Raw genomic sequence first — 22998 nt, 5'->3', positions numbered from 1 at the left:
ACCCGCGGGAACAGCCTTAGTTGATCCGTAGATACCTGCCCGAGGTCGACACGCTGCGCGCCATCGCGGTGATGCTGGTCGTCCTGTTCCATGCCTATCCGGCTCTCGTGCCCACGGGCTTTCTGGGCGTCGATATCTTCTTCGTGATCTCGGGCTACGTGATCTCGCGTGCCTACCTGTTCCCGCTTCTGGAGCGTCGCACCACGCTGGCCGACTTCTATTCGTCCCGCTTCCGCCGGCTGGCGCCCGCGCTCCTCCTGACCGTATTGCTGACGGCGCTGGCGAGCTTCGTGCTGCTGAAACCGGTCGATCGCGCGATCTTCGCGCCATCGCTCGTCCTGCAGCCCTTCTACCTCCAGAACTTCAGTTTCTGGCTGGGAGGCGACTCGCTCACGCCACCGTTGGCCAATCCGATCCTGAACACCTGGAACCTGGCAGTGGAGGAGCAGTTCTACCTGCTCATCGCGGGACTCTGCCTGGTGACGACCACGCGGCAGCGGTTGTTCTGGCTGCTCCTGATCGCCGCCGCCACCCTGTCCTTCGCCTTCTATATCGTCTGCGGCACGCTGGGTGCCTCGCCGCACAGTGCGTTCTTCCTGTTGCCCGGGCGATTGTGGCAGCTGGGGCTGGGTGTCCTGGTCTTTGGCCTGGTGCGAAAGGTCCGGGAAGCCCCCCAGCCGCCCCGTCGCCTGCTGTCGGTTGCCCTGGTGGGCACGATCCTCATCGCCCCTCTCGTTCCAGCCACTGCGGGGCCACTGGCCGTGACGCTCAAGACACTGGTGGCCTGCCTCGCCACCGCGGGTGCGCTCGCGCTGTTCGAACTGGACCGGGAGCACTACGCCGTCCTGCGGGTACGGGCGGTCCGATACCTCGGGAGGATCTCCTACGCCCTCTATCTCTGGCACTGGCCCCTGCTGTCTCTCGCGGTCGCCGTCCAGGGCCGCCTGCTGACCCCCGTCGAGGCAACCCTGACCCTCCTCGTCGCGGGGCTTCTTGCGAGCCTCACCTATCACCTGGTCGAGATGCCGATCCGCATGCGCCGCGTGGTCCGCAACCGGCGCGTCCTGCTGGTCGTCCTTCTGCCGGCATCGATTGCCGTCCTTGCCATCGCGATGGCCATGCTCCTCACCAGCGGCGCCGTCCGATAGCCGCTGCCCTTCATTGTCCCTTCGAAAGGAAAAACTTCCCTCGTGTCGTCGCCCAGCGTCGAATCCCCGAAGCCCCTGATCCTCCACCAGTACGACTTCTCGAACTTCGCCGAGAAGGCGCGCCTGATGATGGGCTTCAAGGGCCTGACATGGCGGGCGGTCGAGATTCCTCCCATCGCGCCCAAGCCCAAGCTTACGCCGCTGACCGGCGGCTATCGCCGCACGCCCGTACTGCAGGATGGCGCCGATGTGTGGTGCGATACCAAGCTGATCGCGCAGGAGCTGGAACGGCGCAGGCCGGTGCCGACCTTCTATCCGGCGAAGACCGCGGGCGCGGCGGAAGCCATCGCCTGGTGGGCGGAGCAGCAGTTCATGCGGCCGACCGCGCTCTACGTCTCGGGCATCAACGCCGATCACATGCCCGAGGGACTGCATGCCGATCGCGCGAAGCTGCATGGCCTGCCGCAGCCCTCGATCGAGGCGGTGCGCAAGGCAGCCTGGCGCAACCTCCAGCTCGTGCGGCCGCAGGTCAAATGGATTGCCGACATGCTGGCGGACGGACGGCCGTACCTGCTGGGCGATACGCCGTGCATCGCCGATTTCGCGACCTATCACGTCGTCTGGTTCTTCCGCGGCCGGCACATCGATTGCCGCGAGGTGCTGAACGCTCATCCGCGCCTGCTCGCCTGGCGTGACCGCATGGCCGCGATCGGCCACGGCACCCGCGTGAACATAGAGGCCGACGAAGCCCTGGCCGAGGCCCGCGCCGCCAGCCCCGCGGCGCCGCGCCCTTCGCAGCCGCAGGAGGGCGATCCCCTGCCCGGCGAGCGCGCCCGCGTGCGCGCCTCCGACAACGCGAAGGACTGGATCGAGGGCGAGGTGCACTTCATCGACGCCGACGAGATCGCGCTGCTGCACGAGAACGATGAAGTGGGACAGGTAGCCGTGCATTTCCCGCGGCTGGGATATGATTGGAGGGCTATCAGCTAAAGGTCCCTCGCGTACGCTCGGGATGACAATTTTGGTGGAATGAAAAGGGTGCGCCAGCGCACGGAATGACGACCAACAACGTTGTCATCCCGAGCGTAAGCGAGGGACCTTTACTTCCGCTTCGCCTGAAACCGCTCGATCCCCAATCCATCGATCGGCGTATTGGTCGAGCCGGTGGCCACGAGTTCGGCCATCATCGCGCCCGTGCCCGGCCCGAGCTGGAAGCCGTGGGTCGAGAAGCCGAACTGATGGAACACTCCCTCGGACGTCGAACTCTTGCCCACGACCGGAATGCCGTCGGGCATGTAGGCCTCGATGCCGGCCCAGGCACGAACGATGGTGGCCTCGTGCATGGCGGGAAACAGTTCCCAGACGGTGCGGGCGCTGATCGCGAGCTTCTCCCAGTCGAGCACCGTCTCGTTGCTGTCGCGATAGGGCGTGGAGAGATGGCCGCCGCCGATCACGACGGTGCCGTTGCCAAGTTGCTTGAATGAGAGCTTGCGGCCGCGAAGGATCACGACCGGCTGGATGAAGGCCGGCAGACGGCTGGTCACCATCAGCATCGGCGCCACGACGGTGAGCGGCACCGGCTCGCCCAGCATCGCGGCGATCCGGTCGGCCCAGGCGCCGGCGGCGTTCACGACCCTGGGCGCCTCGAAGTCGCCCGCGCTGGTCTCGACCCGCCAGTTGGCGCCGGCCCGGACGAGACCGGTGACGGTGACGCCCTCGATCACCTCCGCTCCCTTCTCGACCGCGCGACGCCGGAACGCCTGTGTCGTGCGGAAGGGATCGGCGGCGCCGTCGCGGCGCGAGACCACGCCGCCGGGACAATGTTCCGACACTGCCGGCACGAGACGCCGCAGCTCGGCGGCATCGATCAGCTCCTCGTGCACGAAGCCGCGCAGGCGGAGATCGGCGACGCGCTCGCGGAAGCCCGCGAGTTCGGCCTCGCTCTCGGCCACCAGCACGGTGCCGTGGGCGTCGAAGCCGCAATCGTCGCCGACCAGCTCCTCGATGCGTTCCCAGATGTCCATCGAGGAGATCGACAGCGGTATCTCATGGATGTCGCGCGCCAGCTGCCGCACGCCGCCCGCATTGACGCCCGAGGCGTGGCGGCCGGCATAGTCCTTCTCGATCAGGATCGGCTTCAGGCCGCGCAACGCGAGATGCAGCGCCGTCGAGCAGCCATGGATGCCGCCGCCGATGATCACGACATCGGCCGTGCGCGCCATCCTAGCGCTCCACGGCCTTGCGTTCGGCCTCGCTGATCGGCAGCGACGCGAGCTCCGCCAGGGTGATCGGCTTCACCGGCGGACGCAGCCGGTAGTAGCCGACCTCGTCCGGCGTCGTTTCCCGCTCGGCCGCGATCAGTTCGGTGACGGTGAGCCCGCACAGCCTGCCCTGGCACGGACCCATGCCGCAGCGCAGGAAGGCCTTCATCTGGTTCGGCCCCTCGCAGCCCATCCGCGCCGTGTCGCGCACCTGCTTTGCCGTGACCTCCTCGCAGCGGCAGGCGATGGTGTCGCCCTCGGGCTGGCGGAACGACGGCGCCGGCCGGTTCAGCCAGTCGAGGAAGGCGCGTCCCATCTCCTCGCGCTGCAGGCTCTGGCGGATCGCCTGCGTGTCGGGAACGACCGCATCGGGCTTCAGCGCGCGCACCGCAGCGATGGCGGCAAGGCGACCACGCTCTGCGGCGGCGGTGCCGCCCGCGATGCCCGCGCCATCGCCCGCCACGGCGATGCCGGGGACCGAACTGCCGAAATCCGCGTCGAGCACCGGCACGAAGCAGAGCTGCCGGTCGTTCCATATGTGAGCGACGCCCGCCGCATTGGCGAGATTGACGTTGGGCACGACTCCCTGGTGCAGCAGCAGGAGATCGACCGGCAGGCGCTGCGACACGCCGCCCTTGGAGAACACGACCTCGCGCACACGGTCGGTGCCGACGGCTTCGATGCTGTCGACGCGATGGACCGGCACCCGGGCGCGCACCTCGCGCAGCAGCGCCAGGCCCTTGGCGAAATACGGCGACAGCGCGAAATCGGGCGCATGAAACATCGCCTGCAGCCAGTTGCGCCGCGGCGTGGTGTCGAGGATGGCATCGATCTTTCCACCGGCGCGCAGCGTCTGCGCCGCCAGCAGCCAGAGCAGCGGCCCGCCGCCGGCCAGCACGGTGCGCCCGGCAGCGACCAGCCCCTGTGCCTTCAACGCCGTCTGCGCGGCGCCGGCCGTCATGACACCCGGGAGAGTCCAGCCGGGGATGGGAAAGGGCCGTTCCTGCGAACCGGTGGCGATGATCACACGGCTGGCCTCGATCATGCGCGCCCTGCCCGCGATCGAGACGCCAACGATGCGCTGCCGGTCGAGGCTCCACACCGTTGCCCCGTTCACGATCAGCGCGCCGCTGGCCTTCGCCTCGTCGGCGAGCCTCGTGCCATCCCAGTAGTCCTCGCCCAGGATCGTGCGATCCTTCACCGGCGTCGAGGTGATGGCGCGATAGATCTGGCCACCGACGCCGGGATTCTCGTCGAACAGCACGGTCGACACGCCGACGCGCGCCGCCAGCGCGGCGGCGGCAAGTCCGGCAGGCCCGCCGCCGATGACGACGAGCTCGTACGACGAGGCGAGATCGGCCGCCGCGGTCATCGTCCGGCCTCCCGGCGGCCGAGTTGCGTCTCGACCTTCATGCCCTCGCGCACCGGTATCAGGCAGCCCTGGCGGCTGCCGACGCCGTCGATCGTCACCAGGCAATCGAAGCACACGCCCATCAGGCAGAAGGGCGCCCGGGGCGCGCCGGTGACGGGCGTGGTGCGGCAGTGGCCGATGCCGGCCGCCAGCAGCGCCGCGGCCACCGTGTCACCGGTCCGCGCGCTCACGGGTTTGCCGTCGACGATGATGCCGACGGCCGGGCTGCTCTCAGCCAGCCGCTTGAACATGGAACCTCCGGGCACTGAAGGGAGCGACGAGCGAGGCGTCGAGCGCGCCGCGGGCAATCATGGGCGCGATGGTGAGCGCGTGGTTGGCGGCCAGCGTGACGCCGGAATGACAGCACACGGTGAAGGCGCCCGGATGGGTCTTCGACTCGTCGTAGATCGGGAAGCCGTCCTGGGTCATCACGCGGATCGCGCTCCAGGTGCGCACGACGTTGACGTTGGCGAGCAGCGGGAACTGGCGCACGGCGCGCTCGGCCTCGGTGGCGCTGACGCCAATCGTGAGGCCGCTCGGGTCGACGCTCTCTTCCTTGGAATCGCCGATCATCACCGTGCCCTCGTCGGTCTGGCGCAGGGTGACGACGGGATGGTTGAGGAAGGGCCGCAGCCGCTCGGTCACGACGATCTGGCCACGCTCGGGCCGCATCGGCGCCTCCAGCCCGACCATCGGCGCCAGCCGCATGTTGGCGTTGCCGGCGGCGAGCGCGACCTTGGCGGCGCGGATCTCGCCGTGCGGCGTCGTGAGCCGGAATTCGCCACCGTCCTTTGTGATGTTGTCGACGCGATGGCTCGGCAGGTAGGTCACGCCGCGCGCATTGAGCGCGGTATGCAGGGTACGGAACAGGCGCAGCGAGTTCACGTGTCCGTCGAGCGGGCAGAAGCTGCCGCCCACGACCTCCGGCCCGATGTCCGGCAGCATCGCCTTGACCTGGTCGTGCGTCAGGATCTCGGTCTTGTAGTCGACGATGCCGGGCTGGTTGTGCAGCCGCTTCAGGACGGTCGCGCGCGCCTCCAGCTCCTTCTCCGACAGGCAGAGATGGAAGCCGCCGGGGCGCTGGAAGGACACGTCGAGGCCGGTCTCCTGCTTCAGGAGATCGGAGAAGCCTTGCCAGGCGTTTGAGGACCGGATCGTCCAGCCGGCATAGGGCGCGAGACCGAGCCCCTTGCTCTGCACCCAGACCAGCGCGAAGTTGCCACGGCTGGCGCGCACCGCCCGATCGCCTTCGTCGAGCACGACGACCCTGCAGCCTTCGCGCGCCAGGCCCCAGGCGGTGGCGACGCCCACGAGGCCGCCGCCCACGACCGCGACGTCGAACTCGTCGCCGGTTCCTGCTCCAGCGGCACGTCCTTCAGCGACCATGGCTGGCGCTCCTTCCCACGAGCATGCGTTCGAGGCCGAAGGCACGGTCCAGGATCACGAGCGCCACGACGGTGACGGCGATCACGCAGGCCGACACCGAGGTCACCAACGGATCGATATTGTCCTGGATGTAGAGGAACATGCGCACCGGCAAGGTCTCGGTACCGGGCGCGGCGATGAAGACGGTCATCGTCAGCTCGTCGAAGGAATTGATGAAGGCCAGCGCCCAGCCGCTCACCAGGCCGGGCAGGACCAGCGGCAGGGTGATGCGACGCAGGACGACGCTCTCGGACGCGCCGAGCGACACCGCGGCATGCTCGATCGAGCGGTCGAGGCCGACCGCCGAGGCGAGGGTGAGACGCAGCGCGAAGGGCAGCACGACCACGATGTGCGAGAGCACGAGGCCGGCGAAGGTGCCGCCCAGCCCGATCTGGGTGAAGAAGCGCAGGAAGGCGATGCCCAGCACGAGATGCGGGATCATCAGCGGCGACATGAAGAGCGCCGTCAGCGCCTCGCGCCCGCGGAAACGGTAGCGCCCGATGGCGAGCGCGGCCGGCACCGAGATCGCCACAGCGATCGCCGAGGAGATCGCGCCCAGCCACAGGCTGCGCCAGAACGCCGAGATGAATTCGGGATAGCGTGCGATCGCCTCGAACCAGCGCAGCGACCAGCGATCCGTCGGGAACGACAGGAAGCCCTCGGGCGTGAAGGCCACCCAGCAGACGACCAGGATCGGCGCCAGCATGAAGGCGACGAACAGCGTGTGGTAGGCGAGCGCCAGAGGGCCGTTGCGGCTCATGCGAAGACCTGCGCGTAGCGGCGCTCGACCAGCCGGTTGGTGCCCCAGATGATGGCGATCAGCGCCGCCAGCAGCAGCACCGCGACGGCGGCGCCCAGCGGCCAGTTGAGCGTGTTCAGGAACTCGTCGTAGGCCAGCGTCGAGGCGACCTTGAGCCGGCGGCCGCCAATGATGGCGGGCGTCGCGAAAGCGCTGGCGGCCAGCGCGAAGACGATCACCGCGCCCGACAGGATGCCGGGCATCACCTGCGGCAGCACGATGCGGCGCAGCACGGTGAAAGGCCCCGCCCCCAGCGCCACCGCCGCGTTCTCGACCTGCGGGTCGAGGCGCTGCAGCGAGGCCCAGACGGCCAGCACCATGTAGGGCATCAGCACATGCGCCAATGCGACCACGATCCCGGTCTCGGTGAACATGAACGGCAGCGGCGCGGAGATCAGGCCCATGCCCATCAGCGCCTTGTTTACCAGGCCCGAATTGCCGCCGAACAGCAGCGCCCAGCCCAGCGTGCGCGCGACCACCGAGATCAGCAGCGGCCCCAGGATCACCAGCAGGAAAAGGCCGCGCCACGGGCTGCGCATGCGGTTCAGGATGTAGGCCTCGGGCGCTCCGAACACCGCCGCCAGCAGCGTCACGAAGAAGGCGATGCGGAAGGTGCGCGCGAACATCTCGTGGAAGTACGAATCGCCCAGCACTTCCTGCCAGTTCTTCAGGATGAAGACCGGCTCGATGCCCTTGTACTGGCCCCAGTCGTGGAACGAGAGCAGCACGGTCATGCCCAGCGGCACGATCACGACGCCCGCGAACAGGACCAGCGCGGGAAGGCAGAGCAGGTACGGCGCGGCCTTCACGCGCGCCCTTCCCAGAGGAGATGCACCGCATCGCCCTCGCCCGGCATCGCCTCGCCGGTGTTCTGGCGGATCACGGTGACGAGGCCCGACGCGGTATCGACCTGGTAGAGCCAGTGATTGCCCTGGAAGATTCGCGTGCGCACCGTTCCGGCGAGGCCGGCGGCAGCGAAGGAGATGCGCTCGGGCCGCACGCTGGCGCCATCGACCAGATTGGTCTTGCCGAGGAAGTTGGCGACGAAGGCGGTGGCCGGCCGCTCATAGGCCTCGTGCGGCGGCCCGATCTGTTCGGCCTTGCCCTGGTTCATCACCACGATGCGGTCGGACAGCGCCATCGCCTCGGCCTGGTCGTGCGTGACGAGGATGGTCGTCGTGCCGACCGTGCGCTGGATCTGGCGCAGTTCGATCTGCATGCCCTCGCGCAGCTTGGCGTCGAGATTGGAGAGCGGTTCGTCCAGCAGCAGGACCTGTGGCCGGATCACCAGCGCGCGCGCCAGCGCGACGCGCTGCTGCTGCCCGCCCGACATCTGGCGCGGGAAGCGCGACGCGAAGGTGCCCAGCCCCACCAGTTCGAGCGTCTCAGCCACACGCGTCCGGCGCTCGGCAGCGGTCACGCCCTGCATCTCGAGCCCGAAGCCGACATTCTCGGCCACCGTCATGTGCGGAAACAGCGCGTAGCTCTGGAAGACGATGCCGAGACCGCGCTTCGCCGGCTTCATCGCCAGCAGGTCCTTGCCGCCGAGCCGGATCGCGCCGGAGGTCGGCTCGACGAAACCCGCGATCATCTGCAGCGTCGTGGTCTTGCCGCAACCCGAGGGTCCGAGCAGCGCCACGAACTCGCCCTTCTCGACCCCGAGGGTCAGTCCGTCGACGGCGTTGTGGCCGCCGAACGACTTGGTGAGCTTTTCCAGTTCCAGGAACGGCACTAGGAGGCACCGTGCGCCGCGATGCGCGCCATTGTCTCGCGATGCAGGCGGTAGAAGGCGTCCTGCGGCTGGTCCATGTCGAGGATCTCGGCCTCGGCCGATCGCAGGAACAATCCGCGCAGCACGCGCCCGATGGCGCCATGCGCGAACACGGCGACCGGCCGCGCCGCCGCCAGCGCCGCAATATCGTCCAGCGCTGCCTGCGCGCGGGCGACGGCCATGATGTAATTCTCCCCACCGGGCGGCTCGTAGGTCCAGCGATTGAGCCGACGTGCGGCCATCGCGCCGGGCCAGCGTGCCTCGATCTCCGGGCCGGTGAGCCCGTCCCATTCGCCCCAGCTCATCTCGCGCAGGCGATGGTCGAAGCACTGCTCGTCGTGGAGCAGCCCGGCCTCCTCGGCGGCCAGGGCCAACGTCTCCCGCACGCGGCCGAGCGGGCTCGACCGCACGATGACGTCGGCGGGCGCATGGCCCGCCTCCCGCAGCTCGCGCGCCAGGGCCCGGCCCATGGCTCGGGCCTGCTCGCGTCCCGCCTCGGTCAGCGGTGAATCGAGCACGCCCTGCGCGCGCTTCTCGGCGTTCCAGACGGTCTCGCCGTGGCGAAACACGTAGACGGGATGATGCACGACCGGCCTCTCGCCAATCTTCCCGGAAGGATCAGCGCTCGACTTCGCGGTTCCAGCGCTTGGTCCAGTCGTCGCGCTGCGCGTTGATCGCGTCCCAGTCGGGCGCGATGATCAGCTTCGCGCGCTCGCCGACCGGAGCCATCTTGAGCTCCGGCATGTTGACGTCGACCTTGGTGTTGACCGGGCCGTTGCCCATTTCCTTGGCCATGCCGGTCTGCACCGGCGCCGACACCAGCAGCTTGATCATCTCGTGCGCCAGCGGATTGACCGAGGCCTTGGCGACCGGGCAGGCCGAGGCGAGCAGGATGGGTGCGCCCTCCTTCGGATAGATGAAGTCGACCGGAAAGCCTGTATTGGCGAAGGCCTGGACGCGGCCCGTGCCCCAGACGGCGATGTTGGCCTGGCCCGACTGGAAGAGCTCGGTCATCTTGCCCGGCGACGGTTCATAGACCAGCACGTTGGGGTTGACGTCGTTCTTCATCACCTTGAAGCCCGGCTCGATGTTCTTCTCGCCGCCGCCGTTCATGCGGGCGAACATCATCAGCGTGTAGAGCCCGTAGGTGTTGTTGATCGGCGGGATCACGAGCTGCTTCTTGAACTTGGGATCCTTCAGGTCGTTCCACGAGGTCGGGATCGGCCAGCCCTTTTCCTTGAAGACCTTGGTGTTGACCATGAAGCCGGTGCCGGTCTGGCCGACGGCAACCGCCTTGTCGTCCTTGAACAGCGCAGCCGGATAGAGCTCGCTCTTGTCCATGCCCTCGATCGGGGCGCAGAAGCCGAGCTTGATCGCCTGGTACATGACGCCGTCGTCCATGATGGCGACGTCGATCACCTGGTTGCCCTTCTGGGCCTGCAGCTTGGCCAGCGTGTCGGTCGAATTGCCGGCGACGTACTCGACCTTGACCCCGTGCTTCTTCTCGAACTCGGGGAAGACCTCCTTGCGCAGGTGGCTGTCCCAGACGCCGCCATAGGCCGCGACGGTGAGCGTCTTCTGCTGCGCGAGGGCGGGCAGCGAGCCCGCCAACAAAGCCAGACCGGCGATTGCGCCGAAGCGCGCCAAACGGGTCATTGCCCCCTCCGTTCGTGAGTTCCCCGACAGCGAGTGTTTTATGCCGCAGCCCACGGCGTCAAATCCAATTTTCTGCCAAGCTTCATAGCGAAATGTTATGAAGGGCCATGCGCGGCCTCAATCCACGCCAGATCGAAGCCTTTCGCGCCGTGGTATTGACCGGCGGCGTCGGCATGGCCGCGAAGCTGATCAACGTCACCCAGCCGGCGGTCAGTCGCATGATCCGCGACCTGCAGCAGCAACTCGGCCTCACCCTGTTCGAGCGCCGCGGCACCGGGCTGGTGCCGACCAGCGAGGCATTGTCCCTCTATGCCGAGGTCGAACGGGCCTTCGTGGGCCTCGAACGCATCGCGCAGATGGCCGACGAGCTGCGCACGCGCCGGGCCGGCTTCCTGCGCATCGCCGCCCTGCCCGCCCTGGCCAACGGTTTCCTGCCGCGCTTCGCCGGAGGCTATCTGGTCGAGCGCCCCAAGCTCGACCTCGTCCTGTCGGGGCTGGTGTCGCACGCCGTCGTGACGGCCGTCGCCCAGGGCCAGAGCGATCTCGGTTTCGCGGAGGGGTCGATCGAGCATGCGGCTGTGCGGCTCGAGCGCATGCCGCCGGCCCCCTACATGGCGGTCCTTCCCCAGGATCATCCGCTCGCGCGCAAGAAGCGGCTGCGGCCGGCCGACTTCGAGGGCGAGAGCTTCATCTCACTCGGACATTCCTCGGTGTCGCGCTTCCGCATCGATCGCGTCTTTGCCGACCACGGCGTGCGCCGCGTCATGCGCATCGAGACGCCGCTGTCGGAGATCGCATGTTCGTTGGCCGGCTCCGGCGCGGGCGTGACGCTCTGCGATCCCTTCACCGCAACCGAGTACGCCACGCGGGGCATCGTCGTGCTGCCCTTCGAGCCGCGCATCCATTTCGAGTTCGCCGCGCTCTACGCGGCCCAGGGCACGCCGCCGCCGGTGGCGCGCGAATTCATCGACAGCTTCCGCGCCCACATCACGGCTTTCCTGCGCCCGCTGATCCGGCGCTAACCGAACTGGACGCCGTACTCGCCGGCAATGGCCGCGATCTGCGACGGCACGAGAGGCTGGCCCGCCTCCCGCGTCGCCCGATCGAAATGACGGAACATCTCGGCCGCCTGCAGGCCGGGGGTGGCGACGACGAGCAGACGTACCGTGCCGTTCGTATCGTTGCGAAACCCGTGCAGGTCGCCGCGCATGAACGTCGCGCTCGCGCCTGCCTGCACCTTGCTCTCGCCCCTTTCGCCGATCAGCGTCAGTTCGCCTTCCACGACGAGCAGCATCTCGTCGTCGGCGTCGTGCCGGTGCGGTGGCACGAAATAGCCCGGCGGGATCGGATGGTCGGCGACGAAGGCCGCCACGGTGCCGCCGTCGGCCTTGACGATCATCGGCGCGCCCAGAACATCAAGTTGCTCGCTCATCGTTTCCTCCGCTGTCGGGACAAACCATGGATAGTCCCGTGCCGGGCACGACGGCAGAGGGTGGTTCTGGACAGATTGTTCGGCAGAGCGAACAATGGCGCATGGAAGCCTTCAGCGGCATCGAAGCCTTCGCCCGCGTCGTCGAGACCGGCAGTTTCACGGCAGCGGCCCAGGCGCTGCAAAGCGCCAAGTCGTCGGTGAGCGAGACGGTGCGCGCGCTCGAGGAGCGCATGGGCGTGCGCCTGCTCGACCGCACCACGCGCCGCGTGCGTCCGACCGAGGCCGGCAGCGCCTTCTACCGGCACTGCCGGAAGTTGCTCGACGATCTCGCCGCGGCGCGAAGCGAGGCCCAAGCCGCCCAGAAGGAGCCCGGCGGAAGGCTTCGCATTGCCGCTCCCGACGGCTTCGCCGAGCACTACATCGTGCCCGGCCTGCCCGCCTTCTTCGCCGCCTATCCGACGATCGAGGTCGAGCTGATCGCCGGGAGCGCCGCGCTGCGGCTGGTCGAGGAAGGCATCGACCTTGCGATCCGCATCGTGGAGAGACCCGAGCCGAGCCTCGTCGTGCGCCGCATCGCGACATCGCGCGTCGTCATCGCGGCCGCCCCGGCCTATCTCGCCCAGCACGGCACGCCCCGAAAGCCGCGCGACATTCTCGGCCACCGGCTGATCGGCTTCGCGCCGCTCCCGTGGCGGGACACCTGGCGCATCGGGACGGAGACCATGGCGGTCCAGCCCCGTCTTGTCGTCAACAGTTCCGAGGCGTTGCGCGCGGCAGCGCTTGCGGGCCTGGGACTTGCCGCCATTCCGGAATGGCTGATCGCGGATGCGCTGGCGGCGGGTCTGCTGGCCCGCGTCCTCGCCAGCCACGAGACCCCGTCGGGCGGCATCTATGCCGTCTATCCGACCAACCGCCTTCTCGCCCCGAAGATCCGCGCCTTCGTCGACCACACGGTCCGCGACCTGCGCAGCCGTGGACTATCGCGGTAGCGGATCCGGCGACTGCAGCGGCAGCAGGAACGTGAGCTCGTGCTTGTTGTAGTGGAGGTGCAGCACGGTGGCGCCCGGAATGGCCGCAAAGGCCCTTGCGGTTTCGTGGTCGGTCTCGCCCTGGAACTTGATCGTGCAGACGATGTTGCGGACCAGTCCCGATGCGCGCCAGCGCTCGACCAGCCGCAACAGCCGCGCCGGATAGCAGATCACGTCGGAGAACAACCAGTCGACGGGACCGACGCTGCCGGGCTCGAGGGCGAACGCACTCTCGCCACGCCACTCGACGCCGGGCATGGCCGCCACCCGGGGATCGAGCGGCGCCTTGTCGACCGCCACGACATGCGCGCCCAGACGCGCCAGCACCCAGGTCCAGCCGCCCGGCGAGGCGCCGAGATCGAGGCAGCGCTCGCCCGGCTGCGGCCAGCGGCGCAGCCGCACCAGCGCTTCCCATAGTTTCAGGTAGGCGCGGCTGGGCGGACCGACCTTGTCCTCGACCAGTTCGACCTCGCCGTTGGCGAAGGGCGAACGGCACGAGGCCGCCGCGAGCATGCGGTCGGGCGCGAGAAGGGTCCACGATCCCAGCGGCGACGTCGGGGCCGCGGCGGGAAACACCACGGGCTTCGACGAGACGTGCGGCAGCTTCTCCTGGATGAGCGCGGCGCGCCGGTGATGCAGCGGCGCGTACATCGCCCAGTTGCGCTGCATGTCGCGCAACGCCTTCGCTGCGGTGCCGATCGACGCGACCGGCAGCTCGATGCAGTCGTGCCAGACGTTGGCGGCCCAGGCCGCGGCGACGGGCGCGGCATCCGACAGGAGGAGACGGCCGTGCGTGGCTCGAACCTCGACGCCCTGATGCGCGAGTTCCTCGCGTAACTGGCTTTCCAGGCCCTCGGCGGCAAGATAGGCGGTGATCACGCGGCAGCTCGAAGATTGAACATATTCAATCTCAACGTAACAGGCCGGCGATGGAAAATCCGCCAAACCTCATGCTAGCGTCGCCAAGACAACGGAGGAGAGAGTCAATGTTCACCAAACGCTTCCTGGTTGCCGCAGCCGTCGCCGGCACGCTCGTCGCCACGGGCGCCGGCGCCGCGTTCGCGCAGGGCCAGCCCATCGTCGGCATCTCGACGGTGACCACCTATTCCATCGACGCCACCATCACGGCCATCGATCCGGCCAAGCGCACCGTGACCTTCACCGGTCCCGCCGGCCGCTCGCTGACCTCGACCGTCAGCCCCGGCGTGAAGATGGACACCAGCAAGGTCGGCGACCGGGTGTCGGCCAGCTTCGAGGACAAGCTCACCTTCGTGCTCTCCGGCCCCAACGCCCGGACGCCGCGCGACCGCGACGTCAGCGTCACCGCCGCCGCCTCGTCGGGCGACCGCGCCGCCGGCGCAAAGGCCGAGCAGACCGTCGCCAATTGGTGGGTCACGGGCGTCAATCCGTCGGCCGGCACCATCTCGGTCGTCAATCCCAACGGCGGCGAGGTCCAGACCTATACGGCGGCGACGGCGGAAGGCCGCGCGCAGCTGCCGCGCGTCAAGACCGGCGACAATCTCACGGCCATCGACACGTCGGTGCTGGTCGTCTCGATCACGCCGAAGAAGTAACGACTGGAGAAGACGCGGACGGCGCTGGTTACGAACGGGCCAGCGCCGCGACCGTCCGCGTCAGGCGTCGCTCGCGGCTTCCGCCGAGTCGTTGCGCCAGGTAGGAGGTCGGCGGATAGATCGCCGGCAGCAGATACGTCATCGGGCCGTTCGGCACACCGAGCCCCTGCGCGACATCCCGGCCCAGCAGCCAGTGCGTCATGCCCGACAGGAGGACGCGATCGAGGAACGCCGCACCGCCGCCTGTCCGCGCGAATGCGTCGAGCGTCCGGTTCGCCTGCGCCTGGGCCTGGGCGTTGGGCGGTGGATTGACCAGCAGCCACATTTTCCAGAACGGGCCGCATCGCTCGGCGTCGATCATCCCGAGCCACGTCTTGTGCAGACCCAGCACGGCAGCGGCGTAGCGCCAGAAGACGTAGTAGCCGTCTTTTTCCGCCTGCGTCAGCCGATAGCCCATGCGGTGAAGACCATCGAGCAGCACCGCGGTGAAGGCCGATATCTGGGCGAAAAGATCACCCTGGTTGATCGGCTCCCCCCAGGCACGCCGGTCCCACGTGCCCGTCTCGCGCACGGCGCGGCGCCGGAAAGCATTGGTGAGGCGAACGCGCAGCGTGGCCTTGTACCCATCGGCCCCGCGGCGCAGTCCACCCGGCGCGTGAAGCTTGAGCCACCAGTCTCCCGTCTCGGACAGCTGGCGGCTCGCCTGCTGTGGGGACGTGGTCATCGGCGGCGCCCAGGCGTCGATCGCCAGCAAGGCGCATTGCACGACCAGCGAGGCGGAATTGCCGGTACGGGCGATCGCGGCGCGGCCCGCCTCGAGGGCCTCCCACTCCTCTGCCGTGGGCTCGGGCGGCAGGGCCGCAATCAAGGCCGCCAGTGCGGGCGGTGCGTCGGGAAGCGCCCCGGCCCCCGGCTCGAGCGCCTTGAGGACCATCGGCCACCACGACTCCCCGAGGGGCTGCAACGCGCCTGCGGCGGCGTCGGCCAGCGGATCGGCCCACATCAGGGAAGCGGCACAGTGCCCGGCCAGTACTCCGTACTGGCGCGAAGCCTCGGCGCCATTCAGGAAACGGCTCATGGTCATGGCTAGGCTCTGCCATGACCGCGCCACAATGACAACGCGCGGTTAGCCGCCGCGCCGCGTGAGGCTTCCGCGCATCGCGCCGGCGGTGGTGCGCATTTCCAGCGTGACGCCGTTGCCGGAGGCCCTGCCCGTGGCCGTGAACGGCGCCATCGAGCAATCCTGGCTTTCGAGCACCCGGCCACTGCCGCTGATCTCGCCGGACGCCGACACCGAGAGCGTGATCGACGAGGCGCCGCAGCCGGGATGCACGACCCTGCCGATCAGCCGGTCGCCGGAAATGCTCAATTCGGCGGTCACCACACCCGGCGCATCGGCCATGCCACTGGTCGACAGGCCGCCGCCATAGACGCCATCGTAAGTGGCGGCACCTCTCGGTGCGGCAGGCAAGGTCTGGGGTGGCGCCGTCCCCCCTGCCCGCGTAGCCGGTGCGGCCTGGTTGGGCGCCTCGCGGAACAGGGCCGGCACCTGCGCCGCCGTGAGATAGCCCGTCGCCGGCTGCCCCTTCGCTTTCTGCCAGGCCGCGATCATCTCCCGCGAACGCTGCCCGAAGGTGCCGTCGGCGCCGCGCGTGTCGTAGCCCAGCGACGTGAGCACCGCCTGGATGCGCTGGCGATCGGCGGGAATGAGCTGGAGCGCGTCCTCGCCTTCGCGCGCCATGACGGCCGGATCGGTTTCCGGCGCCGTGGCGGGCGTGGCAACCGGCGCGGCAGCCACCGTTTCGACCGGCGGCGACGGCTGCGGTGCGCGCGCCAGCAGATAGTACCCGCCGGCCACGCCCAGCAGCGCGATCAGTCCCGCGGCAATCGCCGCCGGCCGGCGGCTGCGGCGCGGCGCGACGGCCAGCGCCGTGGGCGGGCTGGGCGGCGTCGGAGGTGTCGGCGGCGAGGGAGGTGTGGGCGGGACGACCGGCTGCGGCATCAGCACCGTCTTGTTGGCATCCGCCATCGGCCCGCCCAGCAGCGCCCGCCAGGCGGCGATCGACGGCGGCCGCTCGTCGAAGCGGACCGCGAGGCCCGCGTCGATGCCGGCCAGCAACTGCGGCGCGTAGCCGATGAGCGGCAGGCCGGCCAGCGGCTGGTAGGTATCCTCCAGCAGCCGGTCGAAGGCGCTGGGCGGCGCAGTGCCGGTGATGGCGTGATGCAGGGTCGCGGACAGGCCGTAGATGTCCGTCCATGGCCCCTGCTTGCCGGTGGTGAACTGCTCGGGTGCGGCGAAGCCCGGCGTGAAGATGGCCGTCATGGTCGACGAGCGGCCGGCGATCGCCAGGCGCGCGGCGCCGAAGTCGATCAGCGTCGGCACCCCCGCCTCGCTCAACAGGATGTTGCCCGGCTTGATGTCGCGATGGAGGAAACCGGTCGCGTGAACCTGCTGAAGCCCCTCGAGCAGCAGCGGCAGGAACGTGTCGATCTCGTGCGGCTGGAGCGGACCGCGGCGCTTGACCCTGTCCTCCAGCGTTCCGCCGCGGACCAGCTCCATCACCATGTAGGACGTTCCGTTGGCCTCGATGAAGTCGAAGACCTTCACGATGGCCGGCGCATCGTGCAGCCCGGCCAGCGTGCGGCCCTCCGCTACGAAGCGCTCGCGTCCCCACGAGAAATCCTCAGCCACCTCGGTGGAGCGCGGCAGCACGGACGCACCGTCCTGGCGGATCGCGAGCGCCGGGGGCAGGTATTCCTTCAGCGCGACCTCGCGGTCGAGCTGGGTGTCGCGCACGCGATAGGTGATGCCGAAACCGCCCTGGCCCAGCACCTCCAGCACTTCGTAGCGCCCGACGACACGTCCCGGTGCCAGCGCCACGTAATCGACGACCGGCTCGGCCGTGGTCGCAGGTCCGGCGCGCTTCTCACCGGTATCGTCGTCCTGGATGTGCATTTCACTCCTGCCCCGCAAAGCAACGTCCAGCTCCGCCCGGCGTTCCTCCGGCAGCTGCATGATGAAACTGCAGTCAGCGAGGTTTTCCGTGGCACAGGGCTTCAAGATCCTCGAGGAATCACCCAGGCCGGCGCTTGACCAGGCCGAAATCCGCGTCCCGACGGCAGGAACCTGGCTCGGCCTCGGCGCCGGCCTGCTGGTCGTCATGGCGGGCTTCGTCTGGACGATCCTGTAGCGAGCATCCACCGGCCGGGCTAACCTCCGGACAACACGGAGGAATTTGATGGCGAAGTTCGGCATTGGTCAGTCGGTCCGCCGGGTCGAGGACCCGAGGCTCCTCACCGGCGGCGGTCGCTACACGGACGACACCAAACTCTCCGGCCCGGCCGCACGGGCCTATGTCCTGCGCTCGCCTCATGCCCACGCCGACATCAAGAGCATCGACACCTCGGCTGCCAGGAAGGCACCGGGCGTTCTGCTGGTCCTGACCGGGGAGGACGTGAAGAAGGCGGGCTACGGCGACTTGCCCTGCCTGGTGCCCGTTACCAATCGCGACGGCACGCCCCGCGGTGAGACCCCCCGGCCGATGCTGGCGCTGGACCGCGTGCGTCACGTCGGCGATCCGGTGGCGCTGGTCGTCGCCGAGACGCTGGAGCAGGCCAAGGACGCCGCCGAACTGATCGAGGTCGATTACGAGGCCCGGCCGCACACCGTCGGCACCTTCGAATCCGCCCAGCCCGGTGCGCCCCTGGTCCATGATCACATCAAGGGCAATCTCGTCTTCGACTGGGAGATGGGCGATCGCGCGCGGACCGAGGCGGCCTTCGCCAAGGCCGATCGCGTCGTGAAGCTCGAGATCGTGAACAATCGCCTGGTCGTGAACTCGATGGAGCCGCGCGGCGCCATCTGCGAGTACGACCCGGCCGACGACCGCTCGACCCTCTGGGTGTCCTCTCAGGGCGTGAGCGTCATCCGTCCCGTGGTCGCCGACATGATCCTGAAGATCGGCCAGCCCAAGCTGCGCGTGCGCACCGGCGACGTGGGCGGCGGCTTCGGCATGAAGATCTTCGTGCATCCCGAATATCCGCTGGTGGTGTGGGCGAGCCGCGAGCTGAAGCGCACCGTGAAGTGGATTCCCGATCGCCAGGAAGCCTTCCTGTCGGACGTGCAGGGCCGCGACCATGTCTCGCTGGCCGAGATGGCGCTCGACAAGGATTGCAAGTTCCTCGGCCTCAGGGTCACGACCCACGCCGCGCTGGGCGCCTATCTCAGCCATTTCGGCGCGTTCATTCCGACGATGGCCGGCAGCGGCATGCTGGCCGGCCTCTACCAGACGCCCGCGATCTACGTGAACGTGAAGGGCGTGATGACCAACACGGTCCCGACCGATGCCTATCGCGGCGCCGGCCGGCCCGAGGCCGCCTATCTGCTGGAGCGCTTCGTCGACCATATCGGTCGCGAGACCGGCCTGGGTCCGGTGGAGATCCGCAAGCGCAACCTCGTGAAGCCCAACCAGATCCCGTGGAACACCGCGCTGGGCGACACCTTCGATTCCGGCGACTTCGACAACGTCATGCTGAAGGGCATGGAAAAGGCCGACTGGCAGGGCTTCCCCGCCCGCCGCGCCGCCTCGCTGGCCAAGGGCAAGTGGCGCGGCATGGGCATGGCGACCTATGTCGAGAAGTGCTCGGGCGGCGCGCCGGAGAGCGCCATCGCCAAGTTCAACGAGGACGATACGATCACCGTGTTCGTGGGCGTGCAGACCAACGGCCAGGGCCATGAGACGGCCTTCACCCAGATCATGTCGGCGCGGCTCGGCGTCGATGCCGACCGTATCCGCATCGTGCAGGGCGATTCGGACTTCACGCCGGAGGGCATGACCGGCGGCAGCCGTTCGATCCCGGTGGCCGGCGCGGCCGTACTGGGCGTCAGCGACAACATCATCGAGAAGGGCAAGCTGGTCGCCGCCTCCGCGATGGAAGCGGCGGTGGGCGACATCGAGTATGCCGACGCGACGTTCCGCATCGTCGGCACCGATCGCACGATGAGCCTGTTCGACGTGGCCCGCGCCGCAAAGGATCCCAAGCACGTGCCCGAGGGCGGCAAGCCGGGTCTCGACGACGCCTTCACGCGCACGCCGCAGGCCGCAACCTTCCCCAACGGCTGCCACATCTGCGAACTCGAAATCGATCCCGACACCGGGACGCTCGAGATCCTCAACTACTCGATCATGGACGATTTCGGCACGGCGCTTAATCCCCTGCTGCTGCAGGGCCAGGTCCATGGCGGCGTCGGACAGGGCGTGGGCCAGGCCCTCACCGAGAAGACGATCTACGATCCCGAGTCGGGCCAGCTCATGAGCGGCTCGTTCATGGACTACGCGCTGCCGCGCGCCGACGTGGTGCCGCACGTGAAGTTCGACATGCACAACAGCCTGTGCACGACCAATCCGCTGGGCGTGAAGGGCGCGGGCGAGGCCGGCGCGATCGGCGCACCGCCCGCCGTGATCAACGCCATCGTCGACGCCATCCATCCGCATACCGGGCTGAAGCACATCGACATGCCCGTGACCGCATCGTCCCTGTGGGCCGCCATCGAGGCCCATCGCGCAAAGAAAGCAGCGTAGAGAGTATGACCGAAAAGACGAACGATCCGTCCCTCGCCTCCGCCCTCGCCGATTCGGTGAAGGCGATCGACGCCGACTACACCGAGGAGATGCGCGAACTGCGCGCTCTTTTCGAGGAGGCACGGCTGGAGGCCGAGAAGGACGAACCCAGCGACGTCAAGCTCAAGGCGCTGCTGAACGACGCCAATGAGATGGCGCGCACCTTTGCCACGCTCGATCCCGCCTGGCAGGCGGTCCAGCGCGTCGCGCGGATGTTCGGGATTCTCTAGTTCGAAACCAGGGACCGCCGCTGCTCCAGCGTGCGGCGGATGGCGCGGGTGGCCTTTTCGTCCAGAAAGAAGGCCCGTTCGCTGCGATAACTCTCGTAGCGGGCGATCTCGATCGCGCCGACCGCGCGGGCCAGCCTGTCGGCGTCGCTCTTGCGCTCGAAGGCACAATGGATCGCGGGCCCGCATTCGTCCTCGACGGTGCGCACCGAATAGTGACCCTGCGGCGGAAACGTCACTATAAGGTCGTGGAGTACGCGCGCCGTCTCCACGATCGGTTGGCCGGCAACGTCCGCCTGACCCAGAACCAGATAGGGACTGATCTCCTCGAGTGTATTGTTCTCGGACATGGCGGATCAACGAAGGCCGAACCGCAATAGTTGCGCCCATCTGGTGGCCGGACCGGACGAAGCAACCAATTCCTGTGGTCGGCGTTGTTTCGGCAGCACGGACTGAGCCGCGGATGTACCGGTGAGTTCGTAAGGCCCGCCCGGCGATGCTGGAGCGGGTCTTTTGCGTTGGTCACGCGACAATCCCGGGCGGGTCGTCTATAAGCGGCCACTTCCGCTTCAGCCCCGGAGTCTGGCTTGTTTTTCTCCGTCCTGCGCTACGCGTCTGTGACCTTTCTCACGTTGGCCGCCCTCCCTGCCGTCGCGCAGGATTCCGTCACCGTCGGCGGCGTGAAGAAACGAGCCTTCGGGATTCCGATCGAGTTCCAGAACGGCGACGTGGCCTGTCGCATCACCCTGAAGGACGATCGCGGCGCAACGTTCGACGAGGCCGCGGATTTCGACCTCTGTGCCCAGGAGAGGGCGCTGAAGGGCAAGCGCCTGGCGCTGACATACAAGGCGGCACGCGTCATGGCCGCGTCCTGCCAGGGCGATCCGGACTGCAAGAAGAGCGAAACCATCGTGCTGATCGCCTCGGCAAAACCGGCGCCGCTTGCCGCAGCCGCGCCCTCCTCCCCCACGCCGCCTCCCGCACCCGCCAAGGCGGCCCAAACATCGTTCTGCACACCTGCCGAGACGGTCGTCTTCTCCTGCCGAACGAGCCCCACGAAGATGATCTCGGTCTGTGCGTCACGGGATGCCAGCCCGACCAAGGGCTACCTTCAGTACCGGACCGGCAAACCCGATTCGACCGACCCGCTCGACCTCACCCTGCCGTCGGGCCATGTCCCGCCGCCGCAGGCCGCCACGGGCGAGAGCGTGCCCTTCGCGGGCGGCGGCGGCGCATGGCTCCGTGTCGCGACCAAGTCGGTGGGCTTCGTTCTGTTCACCGGGATCGGCAAATGGGGTCCTCGCGGCGAGATTCAGGAAAAGGCGGGCGTTGCCATCGAACGCGATGGCAAGCAGGTCGCGTCCCTGAAGTGCACGGGCAAGCCCATCAGCCTGCTGGGCCCGGACTATTTCGAAAAGGTCGGCATCAAGTCCAAGGGACAGGACTTCGACTTTCCCGACTGAACCTTGCGATGTGGAACCCCATGCCTCTTGCGACTCTTCTCCGGATCGGTGCGCTCGCGCTCGGCCTCTCGACACCGGCACTGGCGCAGGCTCAGGAGCCCTGGCGCGCCTACGAGGGACTTGAAGCCATCGAGATCCCGTTCGCCAACGGTCCGGTTTCGATGTCGCACGTGCCGCACGTCTGGCTCAGCCTCAGCGGCAGCCGGCCGCGCCTGTTCGGGATGGACACCGGCTCGACCGGCATCGTCGTATCGGCCGAGCATTTCATTCCCGGGCCGGGTGACGTCGCACAGGGACCGGGACGCCTCGTCTACAACAGCAGCGGCCGCGTCCTGAGCGGCGAGCACTGGATGACCGATGTGGTCATCCGCCGCGATGCCCACACCCCCGTCGCGACCGCGCGCGTGCAGGTCCTTCGCGTCGCGCAGATCACCTGCCTGGAACGGGCGCGCGACTGCCGGCCCGAGAGCGATCCGCGCAACGTCGGCTTCATGGGCATCGGTTTCGATCGCGGCTCGGCGCAGCATACCGCCGACAACCCCTCGCCCAAGAACCCGTTCGTGAGTCTGATCTCCCTCGCCTCAGGACGGCCCGTCAGTTCGGTGCGGCAGGGCTACGTCGTCACGCGCACCGGCGTTCATCTCGGCATGACGCCCGCCCTCACCCGCCACATGGCCTTCGTGAAGCTTACGCCCAAGGCCCATCCGCCGGGCGTTCCCGACTGGAACGGCGCCCCCATGACAGTGTCGGTCGACGGCGTGACCGGCCGCGGGACGATGCTGATGGATACCGGCATCGACTACATGTTCCTCTCGCCGCCGCCCGGCACGGGGCTGCAGCGCGGCCACCGCGCCCCCGAGGGCACGCGCATCGAACTGTTCATGCCCGATCGCCAGCGCCCGCAGCCCGCCTTCTACGAGTTCCGGGTCGGCCGTCGCGGCAACCCGCTGCATCCCGAACGGGTCGAGGTCGTCCACGACGCCAACGTCTTCGTGAACACCGGCCGCATGTTCCTCGAGGGCTTCGACTATCTCTACGACGCCGCCGGCGGCTATGTCGGCTATGGCTCGAACGGCCGGGTCAGCCACGAATATGGCGGCGTGACCCCGGGGTCCTACGGCCCGCGCAACTAAATCGGCTCCTCGTGTCGGAACAGGCCGGCATCGTCCGTCCTTGGGACAG

The 22998-nt window shown here is 68.4% G+C and carries 24 protein-coding genes; 10 read left to right on the top strand and 14 right to left on the bottom strand.

Features of this window, described 5'->3' with window-relative positions; all coding sequences use genetic code 11:
* Window positions 1-20: 20 nt before the first annotated feature.
* Together LJ725_RS18450 and LJ725_RS18445 are read left to right on the top strand one after the other, a co-directional pair.
* Entirely contained in the window at window positions 21-1148 is a 1128-nt protein-coding gene (locus tag LJ725_RS18450) for an acyltransferase family protein (protein WP_230552122.1), read from the top strand.
* A gap of 42 nt (window positions 1149-1190) precedes the next feature.
* Window positions 1191-2138 carry a glutathione S-transferase family protein gene (locus LJ725_RS18445; protein ID WP_230552121.1) on the top strand — a complete coding sequence of 316 codons (948 nt, stop codon included), beginning with the start codon at window positions 1191-1193 and terminating at the stop codon, window positions 2136-2138.
* 110 nt (window positions 2139-2248) lie between these two features.
* On the opposite strand, the gene LJ725_RS18440 is transcribed toward LJ725_RS18445, so the two are convergent.
* From LJ725_RS18440 to LJ725_RS18400, 9 genes are read right to left on the bottom strand one after another with little or no spacing between them, the layout of a single operon-like run.
* Window positions 2249-3370: an NAD(P)/FAD-dependent oxidoreductase gene (locus LJ725_RS18440; RefSeq protein ID WP_230552120.1), complete on the bottom strand. Its 1122-nt coding sequence runs from the start codon at window positions 3368-3370 to the stop codon at window positions 2249-2251.
* A gap of 1 nt (window position 3371) precedes the next feature.
* The gene (locus LJ725_RS18435; protein WP_230552119.1) at window positions 3372-4781 is read right to left on the bottom strand and encodes an FAD/NAD(P)-dependent oxidoreductase; all 1410 of its coding nucleotides are present in this window, start codon (window positions 4779-4781) and stop codon (window positions 3372-3374) included.
* Window positions 4778-5071, bottom strand: coding sequence for a (2Fe-2S)-binding protein (locus LJ725_RS18430; protein ID WP_230552118.1), 294 nt, complete (start codon window positions 5069-5071; stop codon window positions 4778-4780). The genes LJ725_RS18435 and LJ725_RS18430 overlap by 4 nt, the downstream gene beginning before the upstream one ends.
* On the bottom strand, window positions 5052-6206 hold the full coding sequence (locus LJ725_RS18425) for an NAD(P)/FAD-dependent oxidoreductase (protein ID WP_230552117.1): 1155 nt from the start codon (window positions 6204-6206) through the stop codon (window positions 5052-5054). The genes LJ725_RS18430 and LJ725_RS18425 overlap by 20 nt, the downstream gene beginning before the upstream one ends.
* The gene (locus LJ725_RS18420) at window positions 6196-7005 is read right to left on the bottom strand and encodes an ABC transporter permease (protein WP_230552116.1); all 810 of its coding nucleotides are present in this window, start codon (window positions 7003-7005) and stop codon (window positions 6196-6198) included. Before LJ725_RS18420 ends, LJ725_RS18425 begins: the two co-directional genes overlap by 11 nt.
* Complete coding sequence (locus LJ725_RS18415; protein WP_230552115.1) at window positions 7002-7853, bottom strand: ABC transporter permease; 852 nt, start codon at window positions 7851-7853, stop codon at window positions 7002-7004. Before LJ725_RS18415 ends, LJ725_RS18420 begins: the two co-directional genes overlap by 4 nt.
* Complete coding sequence (locus LJ725_RS18410; RefSeq protein ID WP_230552114.1) at window positions 7850-8776, bottom strand: ABC transporter ATP-binding protein; 927 nt, start codon at window positions 8774-8776, stop codon at window positions 7850-7852. The genes LJ725_RS18415 and LJ725_RS18410 overlap by 4 nt, the downstream gene beginning before the upstream one ends.
* Window positions 8776-9402, bottom strand: a complete 627-nt coding sequence (locus LJ725_RS18405) for a histidine phosphatase family protein (RefSeq protein WP_230552113.1) — start codon at window positions 9400-9402, stop codon at window positions 8776-8778. Before LJ725_RS18405 ends, LJ725_RS18410 begins: the two co-directional genes overlap by 1 nt.
* A gap of 31 nt (window positions 9403-9433) precedes the next feature.
* Window positions 9434-10471, bottom strand: coding sequence for an ABC transporter substrate-binding protein (locus LJ725_RS18400; protein WP_230552112.1), 1038 nt, complete (start codon window positions 10469-10471; stop codon window positions 9434-9436).
* 107 nt (window positions 10472-10578) lie between these two features.
* Between LJ725_RS18400 and LJ725_RS18395 the strand changes: the two genes are divergently transcribed.
* Window positions 10579-11493: a LysR substrate-binding domain-containing protein gene (locus LJ725_RS18395; RefSeq protein WP_230552111.1), complete on the top strand. Its 915-nt coding sequence runs from the start codon at window positions 10579-10581 to the stop codon at window positions 11491-11493.
* Here LJ725_RS18395 and LJ725_RS18390 read toward each other — a convergent pair.
* Window positions 11490-11903 carry a cupin domain-containing protein gene (locus LJ725_RS18390; protein ID WP_230552110.1) on the bottom strand — a complete coding sequence of 138 codons (414 nt, stop codon included), beginning with the start codon at window positions 11901-11903 and terminating at the stop codon, window positions 11490-11492. The genes LJ725_RS18395 and LJ725_RS18390 overlap by 4 nt on opposite strands.
* 101 nt (window positions 11904-12004) lie before the next feature.
* Between LJ725_RS18390 and LJ725_RS18385 the strand changes: the two genes are divergently transcribed.
* On the top strand, window positions 12005-12892 hold the full coding sequence (locus LJ725_RS18385) for a LysR family transcriptional regulator (RefSeq protein WP_230552109.1): 888 nt from the start codon (window positions 12005-12007) through the stop codon (window positions 12890-12892).
* On the opposite strand, the gene LJ725_RS18380 is transcribed toward LJ725_RS18385, so the two are convergent.
* Window positions 12881-13810 carry an SAM-dependent methyltransferase gene (locus LJ725_RS18380; protein ID WP_230552108.1) on the bottom strand — a complete coding sequence of 310 codons (930 nt, stop codon included), beginning with the start codon at window positions 13808-13810 and terminating at the stop codon, window positions 12881-12883. The genes LJ725_RS18385 and LJ725_RS18380 overlap by 12 nt on opposite strands.
* A gap of 107 nt (window positions 13811-13917) precedes the next feature.
* Between LJ725_RS18380 and LJ725_RS18375 the strand changes: the two genes are divergently transcribed.
* Window positions 13918-14505 (top strand): hypothetical protein, encoded by a 588-nt coding sequence (locus tag LJ725_RS18375; RefSeq protein ID WP_230552107.1) that lies wholly within the window; start codon window positions 13918-13920, stop codon window positions 14503-14505.
* 28 nt (window positions 14506-14533) lie between these two features.
* On the opposite strand, the gene LJ725_RS18370 is transcribed toward LJ725_RS18375, so the two are convergent.
* Together LJ725_RS18370 and LJ725_RS18365 are read right to left on the bottom strand one after the other, a co-directional pair.
* Window positions 14534-15589: an oxygenase MpaB family protein gene (locus tag LJ725_RS18370; RefSeq protein WP_230552106.1), complete on the bottom strand. Its 1056-nt coding sequence runs from the start codon at window positions 15587-15589 to the stop codon at window positions 14534-14536.
* A gap of 42 nt (window positions 15590-15631) precedes the next feature.
* The gene (locus tag LJ725_RS18365; protein WP_230552105.1) at window positions 15632-17461 is read right to left on the bottom strand and encodes a serine/threonine-protein kinase; all 1830 of its coding nucleotides are present in this window, start codon (window positions 17459-17461) and stop codon (window positions 15632-15634) included.
* A gap of 88 nt (window positions 17462-17549) precedes the next feature.
* Between LJ725_RS18365 and LJ725_RS18360 the strand changes: the two genes are divergently transcribed.
* The 3 genes from LJ725_RS18360 to LJ725_RS18350 are packed head-to-tail and all read left to right on the top strand — an operon-like array spanning window position 17550 to window position 20356.
* Window positions 17550-17696 (top strand): hypothetical protein, encoded by a 147-nt coding sequence (locus LJ725_RS18360; RefSeq protein WP_230552104.1) that lies wholly within the window; start codon window positions 17550-17552, stop codon window positions 17694-17696.
* A 48-nt stretch (window positions 17697-17744) separates the two neighbouring features.
* The gene (locus LJ725_RS18355; protein WP_230552103.1) at window positions 17745-20087 is read left to right on the top strand and encodes a xanthine dehydrogenase family protein molybdopterin-binding subunit; all 2343 of its coding nucleotides are present in this window, start codon (window positions 17745-17747) and stop codon (window positions 20085-20087) included.
* A gap of 5 nt (window positions 20088-20092) precedes the next feature.
* Window positions 20093-20356 carry a hypothetical protein gene (locus LJ725_RS18350; protein WP_230552102.1) on the top strand — a complete coding sequence of 88 codons (264 nt, stop codon included), beginning with the start codon at window positions 20093-20095 and terminating at the stop codon, window positions 20354-20356.
* Here the strand turns inward: LJ725_RS18350 and LJ725_RS18345 are convergent.
* Entirely contained in the window at window positions 20353-20703 is a 351-nt protein-coding gene (locus LJ725_RS18345; protein ID WP_230552101.1) for a hypothetical protein, read from the bottom strand. The genes LJ725_RS18350 and LJ725_RS18345 overlap by 4 nt on opposite strands.
* 237 nt (window positions 20704-20940) lie before the next feature.
* Here LJ725_RS18345 and LJ725_RS18340 point away from each other — a divergent pair, with 237 nt between their 5' ends.
* Window positions 20941-21816, top strand: coding sequence for a hypothetical protein (locus tag LJ725_RS18340; RefSeq protein WP_230552100.1), 876 nt, complete (start codon window positions 20941-20943; stop codon window positions 21814-21816).
* 20 nt (window positions 21817-21836) lie between these two features.
* On the top strand, window positions 21837-22949 hold the full coding sequence (locus tag LJ725_RS18335; RefSeq protein WP_230552099.1) for a hypothetical protein: 1113 nt from the start codon (window positions 21837-21839) through the stop codon (window positions 22947-22949).
* Window positions 22950-22998 lie beyond the last annotated feature (49 nt).

It is taken from the genome of Reyranella aquatilis, assembly GCF_020880995.1.
Taxonomy (GTDB): domain Bacteria; phylum Pseudomonadota; class Alphaproteobacteria; order Reyranellales; family Reyranellaceae; genus Reyranella; species Reyranella aquatilis.
This window is presented reverse-complemented; position numbering and strand designations above follow the sequence as displayed.

Coding starts and splice junctions, on each gene's coding strand:
- LJ725_RS18435 (WP_230552119.1), bottom strand. CDS start 4,781: ATGACCGCGGCGGCCGATCTCGCCTCGTCGTACGAGCTCGTCGTCATC.
- LJ725_RS18365 (WP_230552105.1), bottom strand. CDS start 17,461: ATGCACATCCAGGACGACGATACCGGTGAGAAGCGCGCCGGACCTGCG.
- LJ725_RS18425 (WP_230552117.1), bottom strand. CDS start 6,206: ATGGTCGCTGAAGGACGTGCCGCTGGAGCAGGAACCGGCGACGAGTTC.
- LJ725_RS18440 (WP_230552120.1), bottom strand. CDS start 3,370: ATGGCGCGCACGGCCGATGTCGTGATCATCGGCGGCGGCATCCATGGC.
- LJ725_RS18375 (WP_230552107.1), top strand. CDS start 13,918: ATGTTCACCAAACGCTTCCTGGTTGCCGCAGCCGTCGCCGGCACGCTC.
- LJ725_RS18355 (WP_230552103.1), top strand. CDS start 17,745: ATGGCGAAGTTCGGCATTGGTCAGTCGGTCCGCCGGGTCGAGGACCCG.
- LJ725_RS18385 (WP_230552109.1), top strand. CDS start 12,005: ATGGAAGCCTTCAGCGGCATCGAAGCCTTCGCCCGCGTCGTCGAGACC.
- LJ725_RS18350 (WP_230552102.1), top strand. CDS start 20,093: ATGACCGAAAAGACGAACGATCCGTCCCTCGCCTCCGCCCTCGCCGAT.
- LJ725_RS18400 (WP_230552112.1), bottom strand. CDS start 10,471: ATGACCCGTTTGGCGCGCTTCGGCGCAATCGCCGGTCTGGCTTTGTTG.
- LJ725_RS18395 (WP_230552111.1), top strand. CDS start 10,579: ATGCGCGGCCTCAATCCACGCCAGATCGAAGCCTTTCGCGCCGTGGTA.
- LJ725_RS18390 (WP_230552110.1), bottom strand. CDS start 11,903: ATGAGCGAGCAACTTGATGTTCTGGGCGCGCCGATGATCGTCAAGGCC.
- LJ725_RS18420 (WP_230552116.1), bottom strand. CDS start 7,005: ATGAGCCGCAACGGCCCTCTGGCGCTCGCCTACCACACGCTGTTCGTC.
- LJ725_RS18370 (WP_230552106.1), bottom strand. CDS start 15,589: ATGACCATGAGCCGTTTCCTGAATGGCGCCGAGGCTTCGCGCCAGTAC.
- LJ725_RS18345 (WP_230552101.1), bottom strand. CDS start 20,703: ATGTCCGAGAACAATACACTCGAGGAGATCAGTCCCTATCTGGTTCTG.
- LJ725_RS18430 (WP_230552118.1), bottom strand. CDS start 5,071: ATGTTCAAGCGGCTGGCTGAGAGCAGCCCGGCCGTCGGCATCATCGTC.
- LJ725_RS18335 (WP_230552099.1), top strand. CDS start 21,837: ATGCCTCTTGCGACTCTTCTCCGGATCGGTGCGCTCGCGCTCGGCCTC.